We start from the raw sequence: 22185 nt of genomic DNA on the forward strand, positions 1-22185 counted from the left end.
CATTCATCATGCGCAGCGCGCTCAGTTTTTGTTCGATCGAATGCCGACTTCTCGCCATAAAAAAACACTCCCCAATCAGATAAACAGATTTGTTATTTCATCTGTCTACCTATTGGGGAGCATATCACGTTGCGGATGGTGTTTTTTGTTTCATCGCGTATCGGACAAACTAGCGAGGTGAAACAATATGTTAAGTATGAAGCAAGTCCGGTTCGACCACGACCGGCAACCCTTATTCGACAACGTCTCGTTCGACGTCGCGGCAGGCGAACGGGCCGTCTTGTTCGGCCAGAACGGGTCCGGCAAGACGACGCTATTCAAGCTGCTCATAGGTGAACTGGCCCCACAGTCAGGTTCGATTGACGTCTTGGGCACGATCGGTGTCGTCGAACAGACGGTGTTTGATGGAGAAGAGACCGCGCTCGACTACGTCATGCAAGGCGACTTGGCGCGCTACAATCTCCACCTTGCCGTCACATCAGGTGATTCGGCGCGCGTGCTCGAAGCGTATGACGAGGCACTCGCGGTTGACGCCTTCGCGCTCGAGCTTGAGGCGAGACAGGCCCTCAAACGACTTGGTCTTGACGGACATGACTCGAGCCGACTCCGCGAGTTGAGCGGCGGTGAACAGACACGGGTCCAACTCGCCCGTCTCACGATGCGACACGTCGACATCGTCCTGCTCGACGAGCCGACGAACCATCTCGATTTGGACTCAATCGAGTGGCTGACACGCTGGGTGAACGAGTTTCCAGGTACGGTGCTCGCCATCTCCCACGATCGTCAATTCATCGATGACGTCGCGACCGTCATCCTCGAGCTGAATGAGGGGACCATCGTCCGCTATCCGGGCAACTACACGGCGTATAAACATCAGAAGGCCGAGGAACGGGTACGCGACGAGCGGGCCCATGCCCGCTATATGGCGCGGAAGTCGGAGCTGCTCGATATGATCGCCCAATATAAGGGCTGGCATTTGAAAGCGAAAGCGACGGCGAGCGTGCGAAGTCCTGGCGCTCAAAAAGGCGCGGCGAACCTTGCCATCAAGATGAAGGCCCGGGAACGTAAACTCGAACAGCTCGAAGGGACGCGACCCGATCGTCCGAAAGATGCGGCCCATATCTCGGTCCGCTTCCAAGCCGACCCACTCGAGGCGAAGACGTGGATTGCGGTCGACGATATCTCGTTCGGTTACGACGAACCCCTCTTTGAACGACTCTCGCTCACGGTGAACCGGGGTGACCGCATCTCCATCGTCGGGCCGAACGGGAGCGGGAAGACGACGCTGTTGAAACTATTGATTGGCGAACTCGCACCGGAGACCGGGGACATCAAGCGTCATCCGAAACTGAAAATCGGTTACTTCTCACAGACGCTCGCCCGATTGCCGGCCGAAGGAACGTTGCTCGAGGCGCTCCTGGCCGAAAGTGACATCACCGAGACGGAGGCGCGGACGCTGCTCGCCCATTTCTTGTTCCGCCGCGATGAGGTGTATAAGCCAATCCGAGAGGCGAGCATGGGTGAGAAGTGCCGCATCGCCTTCCTCATCTTGTACTTCTCGGACGCGGACCTGCTCGCCCTCGATGAGCCGACGAACTATTTGGACGTGGCCACACGGGAGCAAATCGAGGCCGCGCTCGAAGTGTATCGAGGCGGATTGATTCTTATCTCGCATGACCGGACGTTCCACCGCTTGACGGACCGGACGATCGAGCTCGGGGAGACGGTGCGCGTGCTCGAGTCCGGAGATACAAAGCCGGTCGACGTTGACGCGACGCTCCAGACGCTTGAGACATTGACGAGCGAACCGCATATTTTCTTCGACGAGGCAGGAAACGGCATCCCCCTTGCCGAATCCGAACAGAATAGACGAAACAAATAGGGGTGGAATCACATGAAAGAAGAAGTTCGGGCATCACGGGCCGCATCACGGAAACGGAAGCGGTTATGGCAAACGGCGACGGTCATCGCATTGATTGCTTCACTCGTCGGCGTCATCGCCTTCGCGGCCCTCATGGACACGAAGAACTCGGCGTTGCCGGAGACGGACGACATCGCGACCGAGTCGGTCAATAATGAATCAGAGGCGACAGAAGGAGATGAGCCGGAAGCAGAGGCCGACGAGTCAGCGGGAACGTACGTCTATATCGCGGCACCTTATACGAAAGTGTTCGCCGACGACCGGGTGACGGTCATTTATGAGGCCGACCTCGGTGACCGGTTCGAACAACTCGAGGCCGTCAGCGGTTTCGTCAAGCTCCAATTGAATGAGCGGACGACCGGGTGGGTGACGGAAGCGCAAGTGACGGGGGAAGCGACGAGCGTTTCCGATGACGACGTGACCGCGGCATGGAAGACCGTCGTCCCGACGGCGGATGCGGCGACAATCGAAGTGCTCGGCCAAGACATCGACAGTGTCCGGGCCACGCTCGGTACCCCGAAAGCGGTCCAGCGTGACCAAGTGAACGAATACCATTTCTATGACGGCTTCTTCTTGATGGTACGTGACCAACAAGTGCGGGCGATCGACTGGGACCGCCAAGCGGTCGCGACGCCTGATGTGACGGCGACGAGCAGTCAAAACGCCGGAAGTTGGTATGAAGGCGAGACTCGCCAGTTGAAGTTGTTCCCCTATGACGGCGTCATGAGGGTCCGGCTCGAAGAGAAATAATGACGATCGTCGAGAGGACAACCCTTTCGGCGATTGTTTTTATGTATTCATTCAAATGAACGTTTGAATGTTTGAGGTGGAAGGTATAGACTATATAGAGAGAGGGGGAGAAACAATGGGCGCACATCACGATCATCACGGGCACGACCATCACCATCATCATACGACGAACCAACGGGCATTATTCTGGTCGTTCGTCCTGATTGCGACGTTCATGGTCGTCGAAGTCATCGGCGGATTATGGACGAACAGTTTGGCGCTCTTGTCGGACGCGGGGCATATGCTTAGCGACGCGGCGGCACTCGGGCTCAGTTTTCTCGCTGTCCGGTTCGGAGCACGGCAAGCGACGCCAGAGCGGACGTTCGGCTATCGACGCTTCGAGATTTTGGCGGCGTTCGTCAACGGCTTGACGTTGCTCGTCATTTCCATCTATATCATCATCGAGGCGTATCAACGCTTGTTCGCACCGCCAGAGATTTTAAGCGGCGGCATGCTTACGGTCGCCATCATCGGGCTGCTCGTCAACGTGCTTGCGGCGTGGCTGCTCATGCGGGGCGAGCGTGACAACTTGAACGTCCGCAGTGCGCTGTTGCACGTGTTCGGCGATTTGCTCGGCTCGGTCGGGGCCATCACGGCGGCCGTGTTGATTATGGCGTTCGGCTGGACGCTCGCCGATCCGATCGCGAGCCTGTTCGTCGCCGTGCTCATCTTGGTCAGCGGCTATCGGGTGACGCGGGAGGCGATTCATATCTTGATGGAAGGGACACCGGATCAAGTCGACGTTGTGGCGATGCAACGGGAGCTCGGAGGTATCGACGGTGTCAAAGAAGTCCATGACTTGCACGTCTGGTCGATTTCATCGAACGAACTCGCTGTCACGTGTCACGTCTTAATCGAGGCGGATACGGACGACCAGCGCGTCTTGCATGATGTGACGGAACGAATCCGTCAATTCGCCACGTTCGAGCGTTCAACCGTTCAAATCGAACGGGAAGCGCAATGTTGTGAGAAACGAACGATTTGGTAAACGAAGAAGCGGTCCCTGACAGAAGTCGGGGACCGCTTTTGTTATGGCTTCAAGACGACTTTGACGCAGTCGTCCAAATGATCGTTAAAGATTTTGTATGCGTCGGCCGCCTGTTCAAGCGGCAAGCGGTGCGTGATGATGTCGGTCGGATCGAACTTCTTGTCGACGATCATCTGGAACAGCTCGGGCATGTAGTGGATGACCGGTGCTTGTCCCGTCCGGATGCTTACGTTACGGGTGAAGAAGTCGCCGAGCGGGAACTGGTTATAGTTCATCGCATAAATCCCGGTCAATTGAACCGTCCCGAACTTCCGGACCGCTTCTTTGGCGACTTTGATGGCGCTGAGCGTGCCGCCTTGAACCATCAACTTTTGCTCTACTTTCTCGATTGGAGACATTTTGCCGTCGAAGCCGACACAGTCGATGACGACGTCAGCACCGCCGTTCGTGATCTCATAAATGTATTTGCCCGTATCGATCGGGTCTTTCATGAGAACGGTCTCAACGTTGTTCGACAATTTGGCTCGGTTCAAGCGATACAATTCCGGGTCGACGGCGATGACGCGTTTCGCGCCACGCACCCAGGCGAGCTTTTGTGTCATTAGTCCGACCGGTCCCGAACCGAGGACGACGACCGTGTCGCCGGCTTTCATCCCGGAACTGTCCAAACTCCACCAAGCGGTCGGGATGACGTCGGAGAGGAAGAGGAGTGCTTCGTCGTCGAGTTCGCACGATTCAGGAATGACGAGCGGCATGAAGTTGCCGTAAGGCACTTTCAAATATTCGGCCTGCCCCCCAGGATGGTTCCCGAACTGCTCGGTGAATCCGAAATAGCCGCCCGCGTCCGTATGCGGGGCGTGGTTCGAATTGTCACACTGACTCTCCATCTCGTTCTCGCAATAGAAACAATGGCCGCACGAGACGTTGAACGGTAAGACGACCCGGTCGCCTTTTTTCACTTTCGTCACGTCAGGTCCGACTTCCTCGACGATGCCCATCGGTTCGTGCCCGATGACGTAGCCATGTCGGGTCGGCATGTTGCCTAAGTAGATGTGCAAATCTGATCCGCAGATGGCCGTTGAGGTGATTTTGACGATAATCTCTTCCCGATTCTCAATCTCTGGGTCTTTCACGTCTTTCACTTCGATGTTCTTTGCTCCTTGATAGGTTACAGCACGCATATGTTCACTTCCTCCTTTTTTTGAAAACAGGTAAGTTACAACAAGAGTACTCTACCCGTTTCACACGCATGCGAATCCGGGTTTTGGGGAAAATAGGAAAAGGGGCTCACTGAGGAGCCCCGGTCCCAGTGACGTCGATGACGACAATCTCCGGTGGATTGAATACACGTGGTACGCTGACGCTATAGTTGAAGCCGCGCCCGATGACGTGAGTGAACGACTCGTGCTCGTACAGACCGCCGGCATACTTCGGAAAGAAGCCCTGGTCCGGCGCGTACAGTCCGTTCAATAGATACGGGATGCGTACCTGACCGCCGTGGGCATGGCCCGATAGGACGAGATCGAACGGTAGGGCGGCGTACGTCTCGACCTGCTCGGCCCGGTGTGACAACAATAGGCTGAACGCCGTCTCCGTATCGACATCGCCTAGCGAAGTCAACGCCGTCTCTTCCCATCTCGCATGGATATTTTCGGTGTACGTTCGGAGCGGGTCTTCGAGCCCGCCGACGAGAATGTCGACGCCGTTGACGTTGACCGAGACCACCTCGTTCTCGAGCACCGTCACGCCATAGGAGCGGAACACGTCTTTGACGTCATGACGGACGAAATCGTCAGAGCCGTCAATCTCATGGTTACCGGTCACGAAATACATCGGCGCGATACCTTGCAATCCTTCAATCAATTCGAAGGAGGCGTCGGGTGAGCGGAAGCGGTCGAGAATATCGCCGGGTAGGGCGATCAAGTCTGGTTCTTGTTCCCGCACCTTGTCGATTAAGACGCGTTGGTCGTCCCCGTACGAGTAGCCATGCAAATCGGACAACAGAACGACCCGGAACGATTGTCCCGATGCGATTTTGTCGGACTCGACTGCGTAGTTTCGGATGGTCAGACCATTATAGAAAGCGGCGAAGAGGAATGCGACCCCGACGCCGATCGTCACATATTTGCGTTTACCTTTGAACATCGTCCGCCTCCTCTCGATGAATCGTTCGTTTCTTCATTCTACTCTGTAGAGTAGGGAGACGCAAAAAAAAGCCCGCTCGGAAGCGGGCCATCGGATTATGCTGCTTTAGCAGTCAACTTGACGTCGACGTTGCCGCGTGTCGCTTTTGAGTACGGGCAAACTTGGTGTGCCGCTTCGACGAGACGTTCCGCCGTCGCTTGGTCGACACCTTTGATTTCGACTTCGAGTTCGACCGAGATGAAGAAGCCTTCATCGTCTTGGTTAAGCGTCACGTGTCCTGTGACGTTCGTGCCGTCTGTTTTAATACGTTCTTTGCCGATGACGAGGTTCAAAGCGCTACCGAAACATGCCGCGTAACCTGCTGCGAACAATTGCTCTGGGTTCGTCGCTTCGTCCGCGTGTTTTGAGCCAGGCATCGAAACGTTCAAGTCGATGACGCCGTCCGTCGATGTGACGCGACCTTCGCGGCCACCAATTGCAGTTGCAGAAGCTGTGAATAATGGTTTCATGATTCAATTCCTCCATTTCGTTTTTAGGCAATTAAGTTGTGCACAATCTAATTATAGAGCAGTCAAACAGATAATCAAATGATATGCTTGTCCTAAGACTATAGCCGGAGGAAATACTATGAAAAGTTCGTTAACATTAGAGCATCAGATCTGTTTTCAGCTCTATACCGCTTCAAAAGAGCTTACAAGATTATATCGCCCAATTTTGGCGCCGTTAAACCTGACATATAGCCAGTACTTGGTCATGCTCGTTTTATGGGAAGAGGACAATATCGATTTGAAACAGCTCGGGGAGCGGCTCACGCTCGATTCGGGCACATTGTCACCGCTCGTCAAGCGGCTCATGCAACTAGATTACGTGGAGAAAGTGCGGGCGACCGACGACGAGCGCCGTGTCCTGTTGTCACTCACGCCGTCCGGGAGCGCACTGCGTGAGCAGGCCGAGGAGGTACCGCTCAAAGTGAGTGGTATGCTGAATATAGATGAAGCGACGTATATCGCTTATATGGAGATGCTCATTGACATCAAGGCGCGCTTGCGTGCGTTCGGTGAGCGAGAGGAGTAAGTTTTCGAAAGGAGACGCGATGTTTCGTAAATTAGTGATTTTATTGCTCGCGATCGGCATGTATGCGGCCTGGAAATTTGAAGTGCCGAACGTGTCGGCGCCGACGAGCATTCAAGTGAAGTCGACGGAAGTGGCGGAGGAGCAACAAGAACGCTCGACCGACGCCCCGCGCTTCACGAGCCAATATGCCGGGCACGACTGGTACTTGCTCGAGAAGAACGGCGACCGTAGCCTCGAGTTGATCGATGCTGACGGATCGAAGCAAGGCCAGTATCAGTTCGAGACGGGCAGTATCTTTGAAGGGCTCGTCGTGGGCGAGACGACGCGACAACAAGTCGAGCAAATCGGCTTCGATGAGGTCAAGTCATACAATAAGGGATTGAAACGCTATTTGATTCCGGACGACCCGTCGTTCAACGTCTATGCGATTGATGATGACTACGTGACGCTGTTCTTCGATCAGCATGACGACGACAAGCTGAAAGCCGTGCTCACCGTCGACCGGGACGTCGAGGAGTCGAGTGAGGGCTATTACGGTGACGTGTCGGAAGACAATCTCGTCGCGAACGAACAGTTGATGCGAATGCTCATGAACTGGGACCGCCAGAAGTTCGGACTGTCGGCGCTCGCCGAATATGAGCCGCTATTACCGGTCGTCCGCGCCCATAGTGAGAACATGGCCCGGAACAACTTCTTCAGCCATACGGATCCCGAGGGCCGCGACCCGTTCGAGCGGATGAACGAGGCCGGCATCGCGTACTCCCTCGCCGGCGAGAACTTGGCGATGGGGCAGATGAGCGTCTTCCATGCCCACTGGGGACTGATGAACTCGCTCGGCCACCGGGAGAATATCTTGAAAGATGGCTTCACCCACGTGTCGGTCGGCCTCGTCTACAATGAGGAGTCGAGCCCGTTCTACACGATCAACTTCATCACACCGCGTTAACAAAAAGGATGGCCTGCCGGATTGCGGCGGACCATCCTTTTACTTATAAGAGACGTTTGACGGCCGTCTCGATCTCATCCGGCGTCGTTTGCGGCGAGAACCGTTCGATGACATTGCCGTTCCGGTCGACGAGGAACTTCGTGAAGTTCCACTTGATTGTCTTCGAACCGAGCAGGCCTGGTGCTTCTTTCGATAAGTATTGGAAGAGTGGGTGGGCGTCTTTGCCGTTCACGTCTACTTTGGCGAACATCGGGAACGTCACGCCGTAGTTCAATTGACAGAACTCGCTGATTTCCTCGTTCGACCCCGGGTCTTGATTGCCGAACTGGTTGCATGGGAAGCCGAGGATATGGAACCCTTGTCCTTGGTAACGTTCATATAATTTCTCGAGTCCATCGAGTTGCGGGGTGAAGCCGCATTTGCTCGCCGTGTTGACGATTAATAGGACGTCACCTTCGTATTTGGATAGCGGTTGGAGCTTGCCGCTCATGTCGGCTGCTTCATATTGATAGATCATGTTGATTCCCCCTTTTTTCTTTTCATTATACCAATCGCGATTTCAAGACACGACTTTGAACCGGTTGTTCGCAATCAAATTGTCATGAAATGATGAAGTCGTTGTTACAATGAAACGTGATGGACGGCGTATAATGAGACTCGTTGCAGAAAGGAAAGGTGTCATGTACATATTGAAAAATGAATTTATATGGATCGGTTTGATCCTGATTGGCTTATTCTTCTCGAGCGCGACCCCGTATTCGGACCAAAGCATCGTCTCACCGCTCGAACGCATCAATTGGACGTGGGCCGAGCCCGTCCTCTCGACCGTCGACTTCGAGTATGCCGGAGGACCGGTATCGCTCGAGGCGAAAGGGAGTGCCGGCTTGATTGAGTTCTTGATTCGGAAAGCGGCGCACTTCACCGTCTTCTTCGCACTCGGGGCACTTCTCGTCAAAGCGGTGTCGCGTACGCGACTCCATGCTGGGCTGACGCTCTTGTTCGCCTGGGCGCTCGCGAACACGGTCGCCATCTTTGATGAGTTCCATCAAAGTTTGACACCCGAGCGGACGCCGCTCATCCAAGACATCATGCTCGATAGTTTTGGTGCCGCCTGTGGCATTCTATTGATTGGCGGGTTTCTGCTGTTCAAACAAGGACGTCATAAACGGTCACGATCGGGATTCGTGTCTCCAAGGTGGTAAAAAAATCGTATAGGTAGTTATTTAAAAAGCGCTTTCATGAAGTGCTTTTCTTTTTGATTTATAACGTTTGTGTGACAAGCAAAATTGCAAAAGCCCTTTATACCCCCATTTTTAAACGGATAAAACCTAAAACAGGTCAATGTAATGGGAATGAAATATAAGTGTAAAATAACTTTAGGTTTAGATTGCTATAATGAGTCTCAGAGCGATATCGAATTTCGCCTATTAATTTATAATTTATGCGATCTATATTATATAGAAATTCAGAGAACTCAGCGGAGGGAAGCACATTGGTTAACTTGAAGAAACTTGCAGCAACCGTCACTTTAGGAGCTCTTCTCATTAGCGGCACGACACCTGGCTATGCAGCGTCACTTACAGACAAGCAGAAAAAGGTGCAACAGCAGCAACAACAGAATAACAGTGAACAGAGCAAAGCGAACGCCTCGATCAAAAAACGTGAACAGGCGATCAGCAAAGAGCAGCAAGAAATCAACAAGTTAGATGCTGAACTCCAAGACGTCATCAATGACGTCGCGCAAAAGAAAGCTGAGATTCGTGCAACACAACAAAAAATTGCAGCCCTTCAAAAGCAGATTAAACAATATGAAGCAAAAATGAAGGCGCAAGAAGAGCTCATGAAAGAGCGCATGGCCACAATGCAAAAAAATGGCGGCGGCTCAATCGACTGGGCAGAGTTCATCTTCGGATCGAAAGACTTCGGTGACTTGCTCACACGCATGATCACGGCTGGTACGATTCAAGAGAACGACAAACAAATCTTCGAAGAGTATCAAGCGACGAAAGAAAAATTGGCAGCAGCGCAAGCTGAGTTGAAAGCCGAGCGCGATGCTCTCGTGAAACAAAAAGAAGAACTCGAACAACGTCAAAAGACGCTCAACAAGAAAATGAAAGAGCGCGCAGCGAAGATTAAGAAACTCAACGCTGAGAAAGTGAAGTTCGAATCGAAATTGATGAGCCTCCAAGAAATGGAATCAACACTCAAAGCGCAAGAGAAAGCCATCAAGGCTGAAATGGAAGCACAACGTCGTGCGGCTGAAGAAGCGAAACGTGCGGCAGCGGCGGCAGCGGCTGCGAAGAAAAAACAAGCGACAAACACTGGCGCTAGCGCGATTAGCACACCGACAGCGTCGGCAGCAGCATCTTCTGTACCGGCAAGTGGCGGCATGTTCCAACGTCCGGCAAACGGTCGTCTCTCACAAGGATGGGGCGCGGCGAGCGGTGCGAACGGTTACTCGTTCCACAACGGACTTGATATCGCAGCACCGGTCGGCACACCGATCAACGCAGCACAAACAGGTACGGTCACGACAGCTGGATGGGGTGGCGCTTACGGGAACCACGTCATCATCACGCACGTCTTGAACGGTCAAGTTTGGACGACGGTATACGCACACATGAGCTCGGTATCGGTATCGGCCGGCCAACGTGTGACACAAGGTCAACACATCGGCGGCATGGGTAGCACAGGGAACTCGACTGGCTCACACTTGCACTTCGAAATCCACCGTGGTGGTTACTCGTACTCATCTTCGAGCGCGGGCAGCACGGTCAACCCAGCTTCATTCTTCTAAGCCTATACAAAAAGTGATCGACGAACGCGTCGATCACTTTTTTGTTGCCTTGTACGCGATAAAGGTCAGCAGGGCGGCGCCGATGACGCTCAGCCAGAGCGTGTCCCAGTTCGGGTTGTCGAGCATGCTCCGGCCGCCGAGAAACACCATATAGCCGAGCACGGCGAGCGTGACGACCGTCAAGGCGGTCAACCGTACCCGGCGCGGGATGCGGAGCCACCAACCGAATAATCTGTTCATCAAAAATCGCCTCCACCTACAGTATAGGGGAGGCGCATCAAATCAGCTAGGCAATCGAATCCACGCCGAAGTGAAGATTTTTTGATAGCCGACTTCTTTGTAAATCTTGTTCGATGTCGGGTTGCTCAAATCCGTATAGAGCGTACAATATTGTTTCGACGTCAAGAGCTCCCGGCTCAGCTCGGCGACGAGCGAGCGGGCATAGCCGCGCTTGCGCAACGCTTTTGGCGTGTAGACAAACGAGACAGTGACGCCGTTCGCGGTCTCGCGCGATTTCTTCGCGCACGAGACGACCTTGCCGTCGACTTCCCAGACGTACACTTCTTGATTCTCGAGCATCGTCGCAATTTTTTGTGTCGCGTTTGCCTTCGACGAGACCGGTAAACCGGTATCCTTTTCGAACGCGTTATACGCCTTCACGAGGAATGCCTCATCGTCCTCGGTAGCTCGTCGCATCGACCCTTCCGACAGCGGAATGTCGTTGACACGATCAAGACGATATAGGCCTTGCTCCATGAAGACTTTAGGCTCTCGCGCCGTCAGGATGTACCAGAGCGTGTAGAAATTCATCGCTAGATCGGCTTGCGAGACGACCTCGGTGAAGGGGATATCCCCGTTTAACAGTTCAGGCACGAGCAGACGAAGGACGTCATCCTCTCGCTCATGCTTCACGAGCACATAGTTGAGCGGATGAGGCGGTGTGACTTGCAGGATGGCGAGCACGTCACCGTCATCTTCGACGGTCAGTTGATGATACGACTCGTATCGGCCTTGCTTGATGGCATCGAGCACGCCAATCATCAAGCTGTTCTCGGCCTCATGTTCGAGCAGGTGGGGCATGACACGTTCTTCAAATCCGGACAGGTCGTTCCAACGAATCAGTTCCATATGAACACCCTTTCATCGTATGTATACGAAACGGGCAAACCTGATGGCTTGCCCGTTTTTTTCATTCTATCAAATTATAGATGAGATTACGCGATTTCTTCACGTTCTTTTGCGTCATCCAAAATGTTGGTGTTGCGTTTGAAGTAATGAACGATTTTGGCGATGGCGCCGTCTCCCGTGACGTTTGTCGCCGTACCGAAGCTATCTTGTGCCAAGTAGAGGGCGATGACAAGACTGAGCATCGTTTCGCTGAATCCGAGCATCGAACCGAACAAACCGAGCGAGGCCATGACGGCTCCACCTGGTACGCCTGGTGCTGCGATCATCGTGACGCCGAGGGCGAGGATGAACGGGAGCACGATGGCGAATGACATCGGCATGCCGTTCAAGTACATGAGGGCGACACCGACCGATGTGAGCGTGATTGTCGACCCTGACAAGTGGATGGTCGCACAGAGCGGCACCACGAAGTTGGCGACGCCTTCGTCCGTGTTGTTCGCTTTCGCCTGACGAAGTGTGACCGGGATTGTCGCCGCTGACGACTGTGTCCCGATGGCTGTGAAGTAAGCCGGCATCATCGTCTTCAAGAGACGAAGCGGGTTCTCTTTGTTGAGAGCACCTGCGACTGAGTATTGAATCAAGAGCATCGTCAAGTGAAGGACGATGATCGTGACGAAGACGAGCGAGAACACCGAGAGAATCTCAGCGACTTGTCCGGCGTACGTCATGTTCATGAAAATTCCGGCGATGTGAATCGGTAATAGTGGAATGATGACTTTGCTGATGAGTAGTTCAATGATATCGCGGAAATCCATGGCCAAATCGAGCGAGCGCTTGCTTTCGATGGCGGCAATCCCGATGCCGATGACGAAGGCGAGAATGAGCGCCGTCATGACGCCGAATACCGGTGGAATCTCGAACTCCATGAAGCTTTTCAAAAGAGCTTCTTCCGGGTTTTCAGCAGAGGCCGTACTGCGTGACAAGATTTGCGGGAACAAGTTGCTCGTCGTGAAGTAGGCGAGCGTCCCGGCAACGACTGTTGATACGTAAGCGATGGCGGCCGTCAAACCGACCAATTTCCCAGCGCCTTTTCCAAGTTCCCCGATTCCTGGAATGATGAAAGCGAGAATGATTAGTGGGATGGCGAAGCCTAAGAACTGCCCAAAGACTGCGTTGAACGTGACAAACGTCCGGACAATCCAGTTCTGGCTTTCTGGTACGATGCTACCGAGTAGAATCCCGAATGCGATAGCGATGATGATGCGACCTAGAAGGCCAATACGTAATTTCAAATAAATCATCCTCTCTTAATGTTTGAATTGTTGCTATTTTCGCACATTTAGCGACGTGTTGCCACCCTATCTTTCATTTTTCAACAAAGATTGACGTTTGACAACTTTGAAATAGGGTATCACAAAATGTTGGAGTGGAAAAGGGAGGGACCTTCTTCTTTTCCTAATATACAAACGATGTTATGATTAATTTTGAATAGACGTAAAGGAGGGGTGACGCGTGCAGGTACAACGAACAACGATTCATATCGCGGGTCAGGACTATACGATCGTCAGCGAAGAGCCGGCCGATCATGTGAGGGAAGTGGGCTTTCTGGTCGATAGCAAGATCCGTGAGATTCGTGAACAGTCCCCTCATTTAGACGCTCGTCAGGCAGCGGTGCTCGCCGCTATCCAAATCGCGAGTGATCACGTCAAAACTAAACGAAATACGGGAGAATAAATCACTTTATGGTTACTCTACTTATACTGTTTTTCTTGTTCATCGGGATCATTAACGGATTCCGTCGCGGGGCGATTTTGCAGCTCGGCCATTGGGTCGCGCTCATCATCAGCTTCCTCGTCGCCAATGCCTACTACCGTGATCTCGCCGAAGCGTTCAAGCTATGGATTCCATACCCGTCGCAACTCGACGGCTCGCTTCCGGAAGGTGTCATCGATTTAAACGCACTGACAGGACTCGAGATGACGTTTTATAACGTCTTCTGGTTCGTCGTCTTGTTCGTTATCACGAAGCTCGTCTTGCATCTCATCCTATCGATGCTCGACTTCTTGACGGACTTGCCGATCTTGCGTCAATTGAAAGGAATCATCGGAGCGGTCCTCGGCTTCTTCGAGGCGTACGTAATCACGTTCTTCATTTTGTGGGTCATCGCGTTCGTACCGATGGCAAGCGTCCAGAGCGCCGTCGACAATTCGTCGCTCGCGACGTACATCATTCAAGACACGCCATATCTCTCTGAATGGTTCTCGAATAAGATGTTGTAACACGACAGGCCGGAATGCAAGCTAGTGCTTGTGTCTCGGCCTTTTCTGTATGGAAAAGGGGGAAGCACGATGAATAAAGTCGAAGCGATGATGCTGCTAGAAAAGATCGCGCAATACATGGAGATTAAAGGGGAGAACCCGTTCAAAATCAACGCCTTCCGCAAAGCCGCGACGGCGCTCGAGAACACCGAACTCGAACTCGAGGACATCGAGGATTTGACGACAATCTCTGGGATCGGCAAAGGGACGGCCGCCGTCCTCGAAGAGTGGCGGGACACGGGCCGCAGTGAAGTGCTCGAGTCACTCCAAGAAGAGATTCCATATGGCCTGATGAAACTGCTCAAAATCCAAGGGCTCGGCGGCAAGAAGCTCGCCAAGCTCCGCGAAGTCGGCGTCGTCGATCTCGAGACGCTGATTACCGTATTAGAGGACGGGACGGCTGCGAGCCTCCCGGGCTTCGGCGCCAAGAGCGTCGAGAAGTTGCTCACGGCGGCACGGAACCTCGAGTCACGTCCGGAGCGTCTCGCATACGCCATGATGCGCCCGGTCGTCGAAGAGATTGAAACGGTGCTCGAAGCTGAACCGCTCGCCTTGCGCCATTCGGTCGGGGGCAGTTTCCGCCGCGCCGAGGAGACGTGTAAAGACCTTGACTTCATCATCGCGACCGAAGAGCCTGTCGCCCTCCGTGACAAGTTGCTCGCTCTCCCGTTCATCAACGAGGTAATCGCGGCCGGAGAGACAAAAGTGTCGCTCGTCCTCGAGCGCGAGGAGATGGTATCGGTCGACTTCCGCATGGTCGAACCGGGAGCCTTCGCCGCGACGCTCCATCACTTCACCGGCTCGAAAGACCATAACGTCCGGATGCGCCAGCTCGCGAAAGCGAAGGGCGAGTCGATTTCTGAGTACGGCGTCGAGACGGCGGACGGCCTCTGGCAACCGGAGACGGAAGCCGAGCTGTTCGAACGCTACGGACTACCGTTCATCCCGCCGGAGCTCCGGGCGGGCAACCTCGAGTTCGAGCACGACCTCTCGAAGCTCGTCACACTTGACGATATCAAGGCCGACGCCCATATGCACACGGTCTGGTCGGACGGGAAGTTGACGGTCGACGAGCTCGTCGCGGCGATGAAAGCGCGCGGCTATGAGTGGATCGCCATCACCGACCACGGCAAATACATGTCGTTCGTCAACGGCTTGACCGAAGAACGGCTCGAGGCGCAAGGGGAAGAGATTCTCGCTGCCGCCAAGAAACACGACATGCACGTCCTGCGCGGTGTCGAGATGGACATCCGCCCGGACGGGACGCTCGACTATGAGCCCGAGTTCTTGGCGACGCTCGATTACGTCGTCGCCTCGATTCACTCGAAGATGGACCAATCCGTCGACGAGATTATGGCCCGGCTCGAGAACGCCTGCCGCTCGCCGTACGTCAACGTCATCGCCCATCCGACCGGTCGCCTCATCGGGCGCCGTGACGGTTATCCGATCGACGAGGAGCGCTTGATCGCCCTCGCCAAAGAGACGGGGACGGCGCTCGAGTTGAACGCGAACCCGAACCGGCTCGATTTGACTGCCTCGACGCTGAAGAAAGCGAAGGCGGCCGGCGTTAAACTGATGATCAATACCGATACGCACCACCCTGATATGATGGAAGATATGGCACTCGGCGTCCTGCACGCCCGGAAAGCCTATCTCGAACCGTCAGACATCATCAACTGCCTCTCGTTCGAGGACGCCAAGGCGTTCATCGACGCGAAGCGACAGAAAGGAACATGCTAGATGGATCACGCGTTACGCGTTTTAGAATATGAAAAACTCCGCCAGCAGCTCGCCGCCCACGCCGCGAGCTCGCTCGGGAAAGAACGGGCGCTCAACATGCAGCCAGACTATACGTACGACCGGGTATTGTCGAACTTGAACGTCACCCGCGAGGCGACCGAGGTCGTAAGGCTCCGCGACCGGTTGCCGCTCGGTGGACTGACCGACGTCCACAGTGAAGTGAAGCGGGCCGCCATCGGCTCGGTCCTCTCGACGAGCGAACTGCTCGCCGTCGCCGCCGTCATGTACAGCGGGCGCCAAGTGAAGAACTTCTTCGAGAAGCTGCACGAGGACAATGAAGACCTCCGTATCCCGCGTCTCGATGAGTATGCCGAGCGCTTGACGAAGCTGATCGAGGTCGAACAGACGATCCGTCACGCCATCGACGACCAAGGCACGGTCCAAGATTCGGCGAGCGACCGTCTCCGTGGCCTCCGGACTCAGCTCCGTAGCTTTGAAGGCAGCGTCCGTTCACGGATCGACAACATCCTCCGCAACAACGCGAAGATGCTGTCGGACGCCATCGTCACGATTCGGAACGACCGCTACGTCGTCCCGGTCAAGATGGAGTACCGCCAAGCGTTCGGCGGCATCGTCCACGACCAATCGGCATCGGGCCAGACGCTCTTCATCGAGCCGCAGGCGATCGTGTCGATCAACAATGAGATTCAAGAAGTCCGCTTGAAAGAGCGCGCCGAGATCGACCGCATCTTGAGCGAACTGTCAGACCTCGTCGGCGGTGTCGCCGATTCGGTCGTGACGAACCTCGACGTGCTCGCCACGCTCGACTTTGTGTTCGCAAAAGTCGCCTACGGGCATCAGCTCAAAGCGACGGAACCGAAACTGAACGATGAACGCGAAATCAAGTTGAAACAGGCGCGTCATCCGTTCATCCCACAAGATGAGGTCGTGCCGATCACGGTCGAGCTCGGCGAGGCGTTCACGTCGCTCGTCATCACCGGACCGAACACCGGCGGGAAGACGGTCACGCTCAAGACGCTCGGACTGCTCCAATTGATGGTGCAGTCAGGTCTGTACGTGCCGGCCGAGTTCGGGACGGAGCTGTCCGTCTTTGACGCCATCTATGCCGACATCGGTGATGAGCAGTCAATCGAGCAGAGCTTGTCGACGTTCAGCTCGCACATGACGAACATCGTCAGCATGCTCGACAAGATCGACTTCATGTCACTCGTCCTATTCGATGAGCTCGGTGCCGGGACCGACCCGCAAGAAGGGGCGGCCCTTGCCATCGCCATCCTTGACGAAGTGAAACGTCGTGGCGCCCGCGTGGCGGCGACGACGCACTACTCAGAACTGAAGGCGTACGCCTATAACCGCGAGGGTGTCATGAACGCCTCGATGGAGTTCGATATCGAATCGCTCAGCCCGACGTATCGCTTGTTGATTGGCGTACCGGGCCGTTCGAACGCGTTCGAGATTAGTCGACGTCTCGGCTTATCGGAACAGGTCATCGACAAGGCGCGAAGCCACGTCGGCACCGACGCCGAGTCGGTCGAATCGATGATCAATGAGCTCGAGGCGGCCAAGCATCGCGCCGAGCAGCTCGAGAAAGAATTGATCGTCAAACGCCACGACCTCGCAGCTGAACAGGCTGCGTTCGAAGCGAAGCTGACCGATTTCGAGCGTGAGCGCGACACGATGTACGGCGAAGCCGAGGCTCGTGCCGAGAAGGCCGTCGAACAGGCGAAGCGCCAAGCGAACGAAGTCATCGACCGCTTGAAGAAGCTTCGTGAAGAAGGCATCGTTAAAGAGCACGAGATCATCGCCGCGAAGAAACAGCTTGAATCGGCGAAACCGACGCTCCAAGATAAAAAGATTCAAAAAGTGAAACAAAAAGCGCAACAGAAACGTACGTTCAGTAAAGGCGAAGAAGTGAAAGTGACGACGTTCAACCAAAAGGGCTATATCGTGAAGCAATTGAACGATAACGAGTACAACGTCCAAGTCGGGATTATGAAAGTAAACGTCAAAGCGGACGACCTTCAAAAGATCGGGCCTTCGAAAGAGCAGTCGCTCCAGTCGAAAGGCAGCTCGCTCAAGCGTCAGAGCTCGACGAAGTCGGAGCTCGACTTGCGCGGCGTCCGGGTCGAAGAAGGACTTTCCCGCCTCGATAAATATATCGACGAGGCACTCGTGTCTGGATATGACAACGTCCGCATCATCCATGGTCTTGGGACCGGGGCGATGCGCCAAGCGACGCAGGAGTATCTTAAAGGACATCGTCACGTGAAGAGTCAGCGCCCCGGTGGGATGGGGGAAGGCGGACTCGGTGTCACGGTCGTCGAACTGAAGTGAGGGTATGATGATAATGGGGAACGTAACGTTTGGTGTATTGCTTGAGTCGCTCGGTCTGTATTCAATCGCCGGACTCATGATTGTCGTCGGTCTCGCCATCTTCGAGGTGACGACACCGTACAGCAATTGGCGCGAGATTCAAAAAGGCAATATCGCCGTCGCACTCGCGACCGGCGGAAAAATCGTCGGTCTCGCCAACATCTTCCGCGTCGTCGAAAGTCATCACGACCAGACGATGGATGTGTTGGTCGGAGGGAGCTTCGGCTTCTTCCTTCTCTTGACGACGTATTGGTTATTCGAATTTTTGACGCCGTCGCTCAAAGTGAACGAGGAGATCGGGAAAGGGAATATCGCCGTCGGCCTGATGGCGTTCCTGCTCTCGATTGGGGTCTCGCTCGTCGTCGGCGCGGCGTTGGTGAGGTGAAGACATGGTATATGAGAGACTAGCGAAGATTCTCTTCATCGGGGCCGGCCTGTTTTTAGTGGCAGCGGCACTGTGGTTTATCTTTTATTGAGGGAAAGCGACGTTTTCGGACGTCGCTTTCATTTTATAGATAAATCTCATAATAGTTTGAGAAGAATCTTAATTTAAGATTTTTATTAGCTTGTTTTCTAGATTATTTTTAGGGGGGTCAATAGGCATGAGAAGATTAACTTGGATTGAATTTACGATTGATTTAGAAAATGGAAATTTTAAAAATTATATTGAATTCATGGAAGAAAGCATAAAAGAAGAATGTTCTTCACTAGAAAAATCCTATGAGGAACATATAAAAGATTACCCGAAAGAGCTTCATGATGAAATTTTTGAACATATGTATGAAGATAGTTTTTACAATGCGCGTGAAGTTTTCCCGAAAATAATGAGAACGTCAGCTTTGATATCACAATACGCGTATCTTGAAAAAACTTTAAACTTAATTTCTAATGAATGTAAAAATAAATATAATTTATCAATAAAGCCAGAAGATATTAAGCATAATGGCGTAAAAAAGTACGTGTTTTACTTAGATAAAGTAGTAGGGTTAAACATAAATGATACCGAAATTTTATGGCAAAAAATATACGCTTATAATCAAATAAGAAACCAGTTTGTACACTCACCCAACGAGAATTATAAAGCGAAAGAAAAATCCAAATTTGAGCAAAAGATTAAAGGGCTTTCTTTTAAACAAAATGAAATTAATCCAGATGTTTATACTCTCAAAAGCATTAATAAAGAAATTAACACAGATTTCTTAGAGTTGATTGTAAACGCATTAAAAATTATAACTGACGAAATAAAAAATAAAGATAAAAAAGAATTAGAACAAGAATAACCTCTAAATGGTCGATATGATAAATTAAAATCGACTATTGGATGCACTCGAGGAAAGAATCGATATTTCTTATAAAGAGTTCTTCTCAAGCTCTAATGAGATGAAACGTAATCAACCAGATATCATCGATGCGGATTTTTCGTATTAGAAGAAAATGTTTGAACTAAATTATTAGACTTGTGAAGTCGCAGTATCAGACATTACCGGTATTTTATTATTTCACGCTTAAAAAATTGCTAAGGGGGATACAAGCGTGGCAATCGATTTGAACTTTTTGATGACAATGGAAGACTATGTGCTCGAGACGGAGTCGTTCCAGATGAAGGGCGTCACCCATTATCCACTTGAGTGGACGTTTTTCGGGGCAAATGATCCGACGATGTTGCTGACGTGGGACGCGGAACGCGACCGAATCAGTATCCGTTTTGAGCAATATGCGGTATTTCTTGGGACGATCGAGGACCACAGTATGCATGAAGATGGGCTACGCAATGCCTGCCCAATCGTGAGACTGAAGACGTCCCGATTCACACGATTTGCTGCAGAGAACATGGGGACAGAACGTGTCAACACGTACCGAGGCGAACTATCCCATTATGTGATTCGGACGTTTGAACAAGAGTTTCACGTCTTGGCGTACGAAGACCCGACCGTCATCGACTTGGGGAAAGTTGGAGATACAGGGGTTGTGGTCGAAACCACAGATGAACTTTCTTAAGAAAATCTAGCAGATGCGGAGGAGGGTCGATGATGAAGAAGTTACTCTTATCCGTCGCTCTGTTCGCAGGAGCAATGCTTGCTTTAACCGGTTGCGGAGGAACGGACACGGTTGAAACGATTGACGACAGACCCGTTATTCATTTCGATGCCGGTTCAATCATTTCGTCAGCACGCGACCATCAAATCAAGATGCTCACGCTATCGAGTGTTCCGACCGATGTCGTTGCCATATCCGGAGCGGTTAAAGAATTGCAGGGCATGCAAGCAGACAACGACATATACTCGACCGAACTGGAGGGCTTGCAACATGAGGATTCCTCGGCCGTTCAGTTCAAAGACCTCGTTGTCGAATATTTAGAAGCTGAAAACGCGTATATCGATCAAACCATCGAGGCCTTATACGGTGGAGGCTCGAGCCGCCCAAGTCGATTTTCGATGGAGTCGCTCTACTCGCGAATAAACGCAAAAGTGTCAGACTTCCGATATGAGCCCAAATAAACGGCTATTTCATAAAGTCAGAGTATGAAAACGTGTATGCAGAAGATGTGATACACGTTTTCAGCCTCTATATCAGCGTATTCAAAAAGCCTCAATCTAACAGATTACATCGCACAGCCCTAAACTTAACTATGTGACGTAATTCGTAGTGAGGTTTTTTTGTTTTTTAGTTGGTGACAGAAATCAACCCTTTAAGAAGGCAATCAATCTAAACTGAAATGTTTCTCTAGACGTGCTTAAAGGAAACAGTATATAGCTGAGTAGGATTTTAGTGATGATGAGGGCTATAAAAGGGGACGAGGTGTGGACCATGTTGAACGGGGCAAAATTTTTCGAACAGTTAGTGATCAATGTCGTGAAATTACCTGGGGTGAAAGTAGATCGAACAGAGTTTTTAGCAAAAAGTTTTAGTAAGCACGTCACCGCGAGACAATTAGCAGACATCCTTGAAAAAGGACCGGTTCAATCAAACGTTTCAAAAAAGTTGATTAGACGAGTCGCAAAGAAGACCATTTTGAATCGAACGATGAAAAGTTCATCGGCTTCGTTTGCAGCGGGATTACCTGGTGGGGTGGTCATGGCAGCCACTGTTCCAGCGGACACTGCTCAATTCTTTGGTGTAGCGCTTCGAGTGGCTCAAGAAATTGGTTATATCTATGGATATGAAGATTTTTGGAGTGAGAATGGCCTAGATGTCAATCGAGTGAGCGGAGAATTGATTTTGTTTCTCGGTGTCATGTTTGGTGTCAGCGGAGCGACGGCCACCATTAAAGTGTTGTCTTCGCAATTATCCAAACAAGCATTAAAGAAAATTCCGAATCGAGCAATGATGCAGACCATTTATTATCCGATTCTTAAGAAGATGGGAAGCTACATTGGATTGAAGATGACGAGAAAATCTTTCGCGCAAGGGATTTCGAAAGTAATTCCTATCGCTGGAGGTGTGATTTCAGGGTGGATCACGTATTCATCCATGCATCAAATGGGAAATAGACTACTGACAGCACTTGAAGAAAGCATGGATCTCTCTGATGAGGAACTTGTAGCGAGTATCAAAGAGATGAAACAAGAAATTCCGAACATGACTGAGAAAGATTTCGGGATTTTGCAAGCGAGTGTGTAAACAAGGAGACGAAAATATCTCAGGCAGACGGTGACGAGCGGTAGAAGGACATCATGAGTGTAACGGAGGAGACGACATGAAATCGTATGAAATTGAATTCCATATGATCAATGATGATGTGTTGACGCAAGTGGTGGAAGCGGAGAGTCGCTATGCGGCCCTCGAATCGATTTATCAGTCGTTCCGTCATGCGACGGATGTGTAATGCAAAATAGGAGTGCAGAAGTGTGCAACGGAAACGTACACAACTCTGCACTCCTATTTTAGAAAAGAAAAAGGACTTGCCAGCAACCATAATCTCACCCTAACGTTTAAGTTGCGACA

24 protein-coding genes are annotated in these 22185 nt (G+C 52.2%); 17 read left to right on the forward strand and 7 right to left on the reverse strand.

Annotation, left to right across the window (positions count from 1 at the left end):
• Positions 1-187 precede the first annotated feature (187 nt).
• The 3 genes from abc-f (at position 188) to KNP85_RS15260 (ending at position 3698) form a co-directional block, all read left to right on the forward strand.
• Positions 188-1882 carry a ribosomal protection-like ABC-F family protein gene (gene abc-f / locus KNP85_RS15250; RefSeq protein ID WP_214803886.1) on the forward strand — a complete coding sequence of 565 codons (1695 nt, stop codon included), beginning with the start codon at positions 188-190 and terminating at the stop codon, positions 1880-1882.
• Between the two features lie 12 nt (positions 1883-1894).
• The gene (locus KNP85_RS15255; protein ID WP_214714015.1) at positions 1895-2671 is read left to right on the forward strand and encodes a hypothetical protein; all 777 of its coding nucleotides are present in this window, start codon (positions 1895-1897) and stop codon (positions 2669-2671) included.
• A gap of 115 nt (positions 2672-2786) precedes the next feature.
• Complete coding sequence (locus tag KNP85_RS15260) at positions 2787-3698, forward strand: cation diffusion facilitator family transporter (RefSeq protein ID WP_214714013.1); 912 nt, start codon at positions 2787-2789, stop codon at positions 3696-3698.
• A gap of 41 nt (positions 3699-3739) precedes the next feature.
• Here KNP85_RS15260 and KNP85_RS15265 read toward each other — a convergent pair whose 3' ends face one another.
• From KNP85_RS15265 to KNP85_RS15275, 3 genes are all read right to left on the reverse strand, one after another.
• Positions 3740-4879, reverse strand: a complete 1140-nt coding sequence (locus tag KNP85_RS15265) for a zinc-dependent alcohol dehydrogenase (protein ID WP_058763103.1) — start codon at positions 4877-4879, stop codon at positions 3740-3742.
• Between the two features lie 106 nt (positions 4880-4985).
• Positions 4986-5843 (reverse strand): metallophosphoesterase, encoded by an 858-nt coding sequence (locus tag KNP85_RS15270; RefSeq protein ID WP_029595904.1) that lies wholly within the window; start codon positions 5841-5843, stop codon positions 4986-4988.
• Positions 5844-5938: 95 nt separating this feature from the next.
• Positions 5939-6352, reverse strand: coding sequence for an organic hydroperoxide resistance protein (locus tag KNP85_RS15275; protein WP_021066776.1), 414 nt, complete (start codon positions 6350-6352; stop codon positions 5939-5941).
• Positions 6353-6470: 118 nt separating this feature from the next.
• Between KNP85_RS15275 and KNP85_RS15280 the strand changes: the two genes are divergently transcribed.
• Together KNP85_RS15280 and KNP85_RS15285 are read left to right on the forward strand one after the other, a co-directional pair.
• Positions 6471-6917, forward strand: coding sequence for a MarR family winged helix-turn-helix transcriptional regulator (locus tag KNP85_RS15280; protein WP_214707998.1), 447 nt, complete (start codon positions 6471-6473; stop codon positions 6915-6917).
• Positions 6918-6936: 19 nt separating this feature from the next.
• A complete protein-coding gene (locus KNP85_RS15285) occupies positions 6937-7863 on the forward strand; it encodes a CAP domain-containing protein (protein WP_214803888.1) in 927 nt (308 codons plus the stop codon).
• Between the two features lie 43 nt (positions 7864-7906).
• Here the strand turns inward: KNP85_RS15285 and KNP85_RS15290 are convergent, their stop codons facing one another.
• Positions 7907-8380: a glutathione peroxidase gene (locus KNP85_RS15290; RefSeq protein ID WP_029595900.1), complete on the reverse strand. Its 474-nt coding sequence runs from the start codon at positions 8378-8380 to the stop codon at positions 7907-7909.
• A gap of 163 nt (positions 8381-8543) precedes the next feature.
• Between KNP85_RS15290 and KNP85_RS15295 the strand changes: the two genes are divergently transcribed.
• Positions 8544-9065, forward strand: coding sequence for a VanZ family protein (locus tag KNP85_RS15295; RefSeq protein WP_214714008.1), 522 nt, complete (start codon positions 8544-8546; stop codon positions 9063-9065).
• A 290-nt stretch (positions 9066-9355) separates the two neighbouring features.
• Positions 9356-10660, forward strand: a complete 1305-nt coding sequence (locus tag KNP85_RS15300; protein ID WP_021066781.1) for a murein hydrolase activator EnvC family protein — start codon at positions 9356-9358, stop codon at positions 10658-10660.
• A gap of 33 nt (positions 10661-10693) precedes the next feature.
• Here KNP85_RS15300 and KNP85_RS15305 read toward each other — a convergent pair whose 3' ends face one another.
• From KNP85_RS15305 to KNP85_RS15315, 3 genes are all read right to left on the reverse strand, one after another.
• Positions 10694-10900, reverse strand: a complete 207-nt coding sequence (locus KNP85_RS15305; protein WP_214803890.1) for a hypothetical protein — start codon at positions 10898-10900, stop codon at positions 10694-10696.
• A 42-nt stretch (positions 10901-10942) separates the two neighbouring features.
• Positions 10943-11788 carry a GNAT family N-acetyltransferase gene (locus tag KNP85_RS15310; RefSeq protein ID WP_214714006.1) on the reverse strand — a complete coding sequence of 282 codons (846 nt, stop codon included), beginning with the start codon at positions 11786-11788 and terminating at the stop codon, positions 10943-10945.
• 86 nt (positions 11789-11874) lie between these two features.
• Positions 11875-13089, reverse strand: coding sequence for a dicarboxylate/amino acid:cation symporter (locus KNP85_RS15315; protein WP_021066784.1), 1215 nt, complete (start codon positions 13087-13089; stop codon positions 11875-11877).
• Between the two features lie 211 nt (positions 13090-13300).
• On the opposite strand from KNP85_RS15315, the gene zapA reads away from it, so the two are divergent.
• From zapA to KNP85_RS15840, 10 genes are all read left to right on the forward strand, one after another.
• Complete coding sequence (zapA, locus tag KNP85_RS15810; RefSeq protein WP_021066785.1) at positions 13301-13522, forward strand: cell division protein ZapA; 222 nt, start codon at positions 13301-13303, stop codon at positions 13520-13522.
• 8 nt (positions 13523-13530) lie between these two features.
• A complete protein-coding gene (locus KNP85_RS15325) occupies positions 13531-14067 on the forward strand; it encodes a CvpA family protein (protein WP_021066786.1) in 537 nt (178 codons plus the stop codon).
• A gap of 69 nt (positions 14068-14136) precedes the next feature.
• Complete coding sequence (gene polX, locus KNP85_RS15330) at positions 14137-15846, forward strand: DNA polymerase/3'-5' exonuclease PolX (RefSeq protein ID WP_029595895.1); 1710 nt, start codon at positions 14137-14139, stop codon at positions 15844-15846.
• Positions 15847-18201 (forward strand): endonuclease MutS2, encoded by a 2355-nt coding sequence (locus KNP85_RS15335; RefSeq protein WP_214803892.1) that lies wholly within the window; start codon positions 15847-15849, stop codon positions 18199-18201. It begins immediately after the preceding gene.
• A gap of 7 nt (positions 18202-18208) precedes the next feature.
• Positions 18209-18625 (forward strand): DUF350 domain-containing protein, encoded by a 417-nt coding sequence (locus KNP85_RS15340; protein ID WP_214803894.1) that lies wholly within the window; start codon positions 18209-18211, stop codon positions 18623-18625.
• Positions 18626-18842: 217 nt separating this feature from the next.
• Positions 18843-19520 (forward strand): hypothetical protein, encoded by a 678-nt coding sequence (locus KNP85_RS15345; RefSeq protein ID WP_214803896.1) that lies wholly within the window; start codon positions 18843-18845, stop codon positions 19518-19520.
• A gap of 253 nt (positions 19521-19773) precedes the next feature.
• Complete coding sequence (locus KNP85_RS15350) at positions 19774-20238, forward strand: hypothetical protein (RefSeq protein ID WP_214803898.1); 465 nt, start codon at positions 19774-19776, stop codon at positions 20236-20238.
• Positions 20239-20270: 32 nt separating this feature from the next.
• Complete coding sequence (locus KNP85_RS15355; protein WP_214803900.1) at positions 20271-20738, forward strand: hypothetical protein; 468 nt, start codon at positions 20271-20273, stop codon at positions 20736-20738.
• Between the two features lie 310 nt (positions 20739-21048).
• Complete coding sequence (locus KNP85_RS15360) at positions 21049-21861, forward strand: EcsC family protein (RefSeq protein ID WP_214803901.1); 813 nt, start codon at positions 21049-21051, stop codon at positions 21859-21861.
• 76 nt (positions 21862-21937) lie between these two features.
• On the forward strand, positions 21938-22066 hold the full coding sequence (locus KNP85_RS15840; protein ID WP_285801464.1) for a hypothetical protein: 129 nt from the start codon (positions 21938-21940) through the stop codon (positions 22064-22066).
• Positions 22067-22185: the final 119 nt, after the last annotated feature.

This window comes from Exiguobacterium sp. s194 (assembly GCF_018618275.1).
In the GTDB taxonomy this organism is placed as follows: domain Bacteria; phylum Bacillota; class Bacilli; order Exiguobacteriales; family Exiguobacteriaceae; genus Exiguobacterium; species Exiguobacterium chiriqhucha.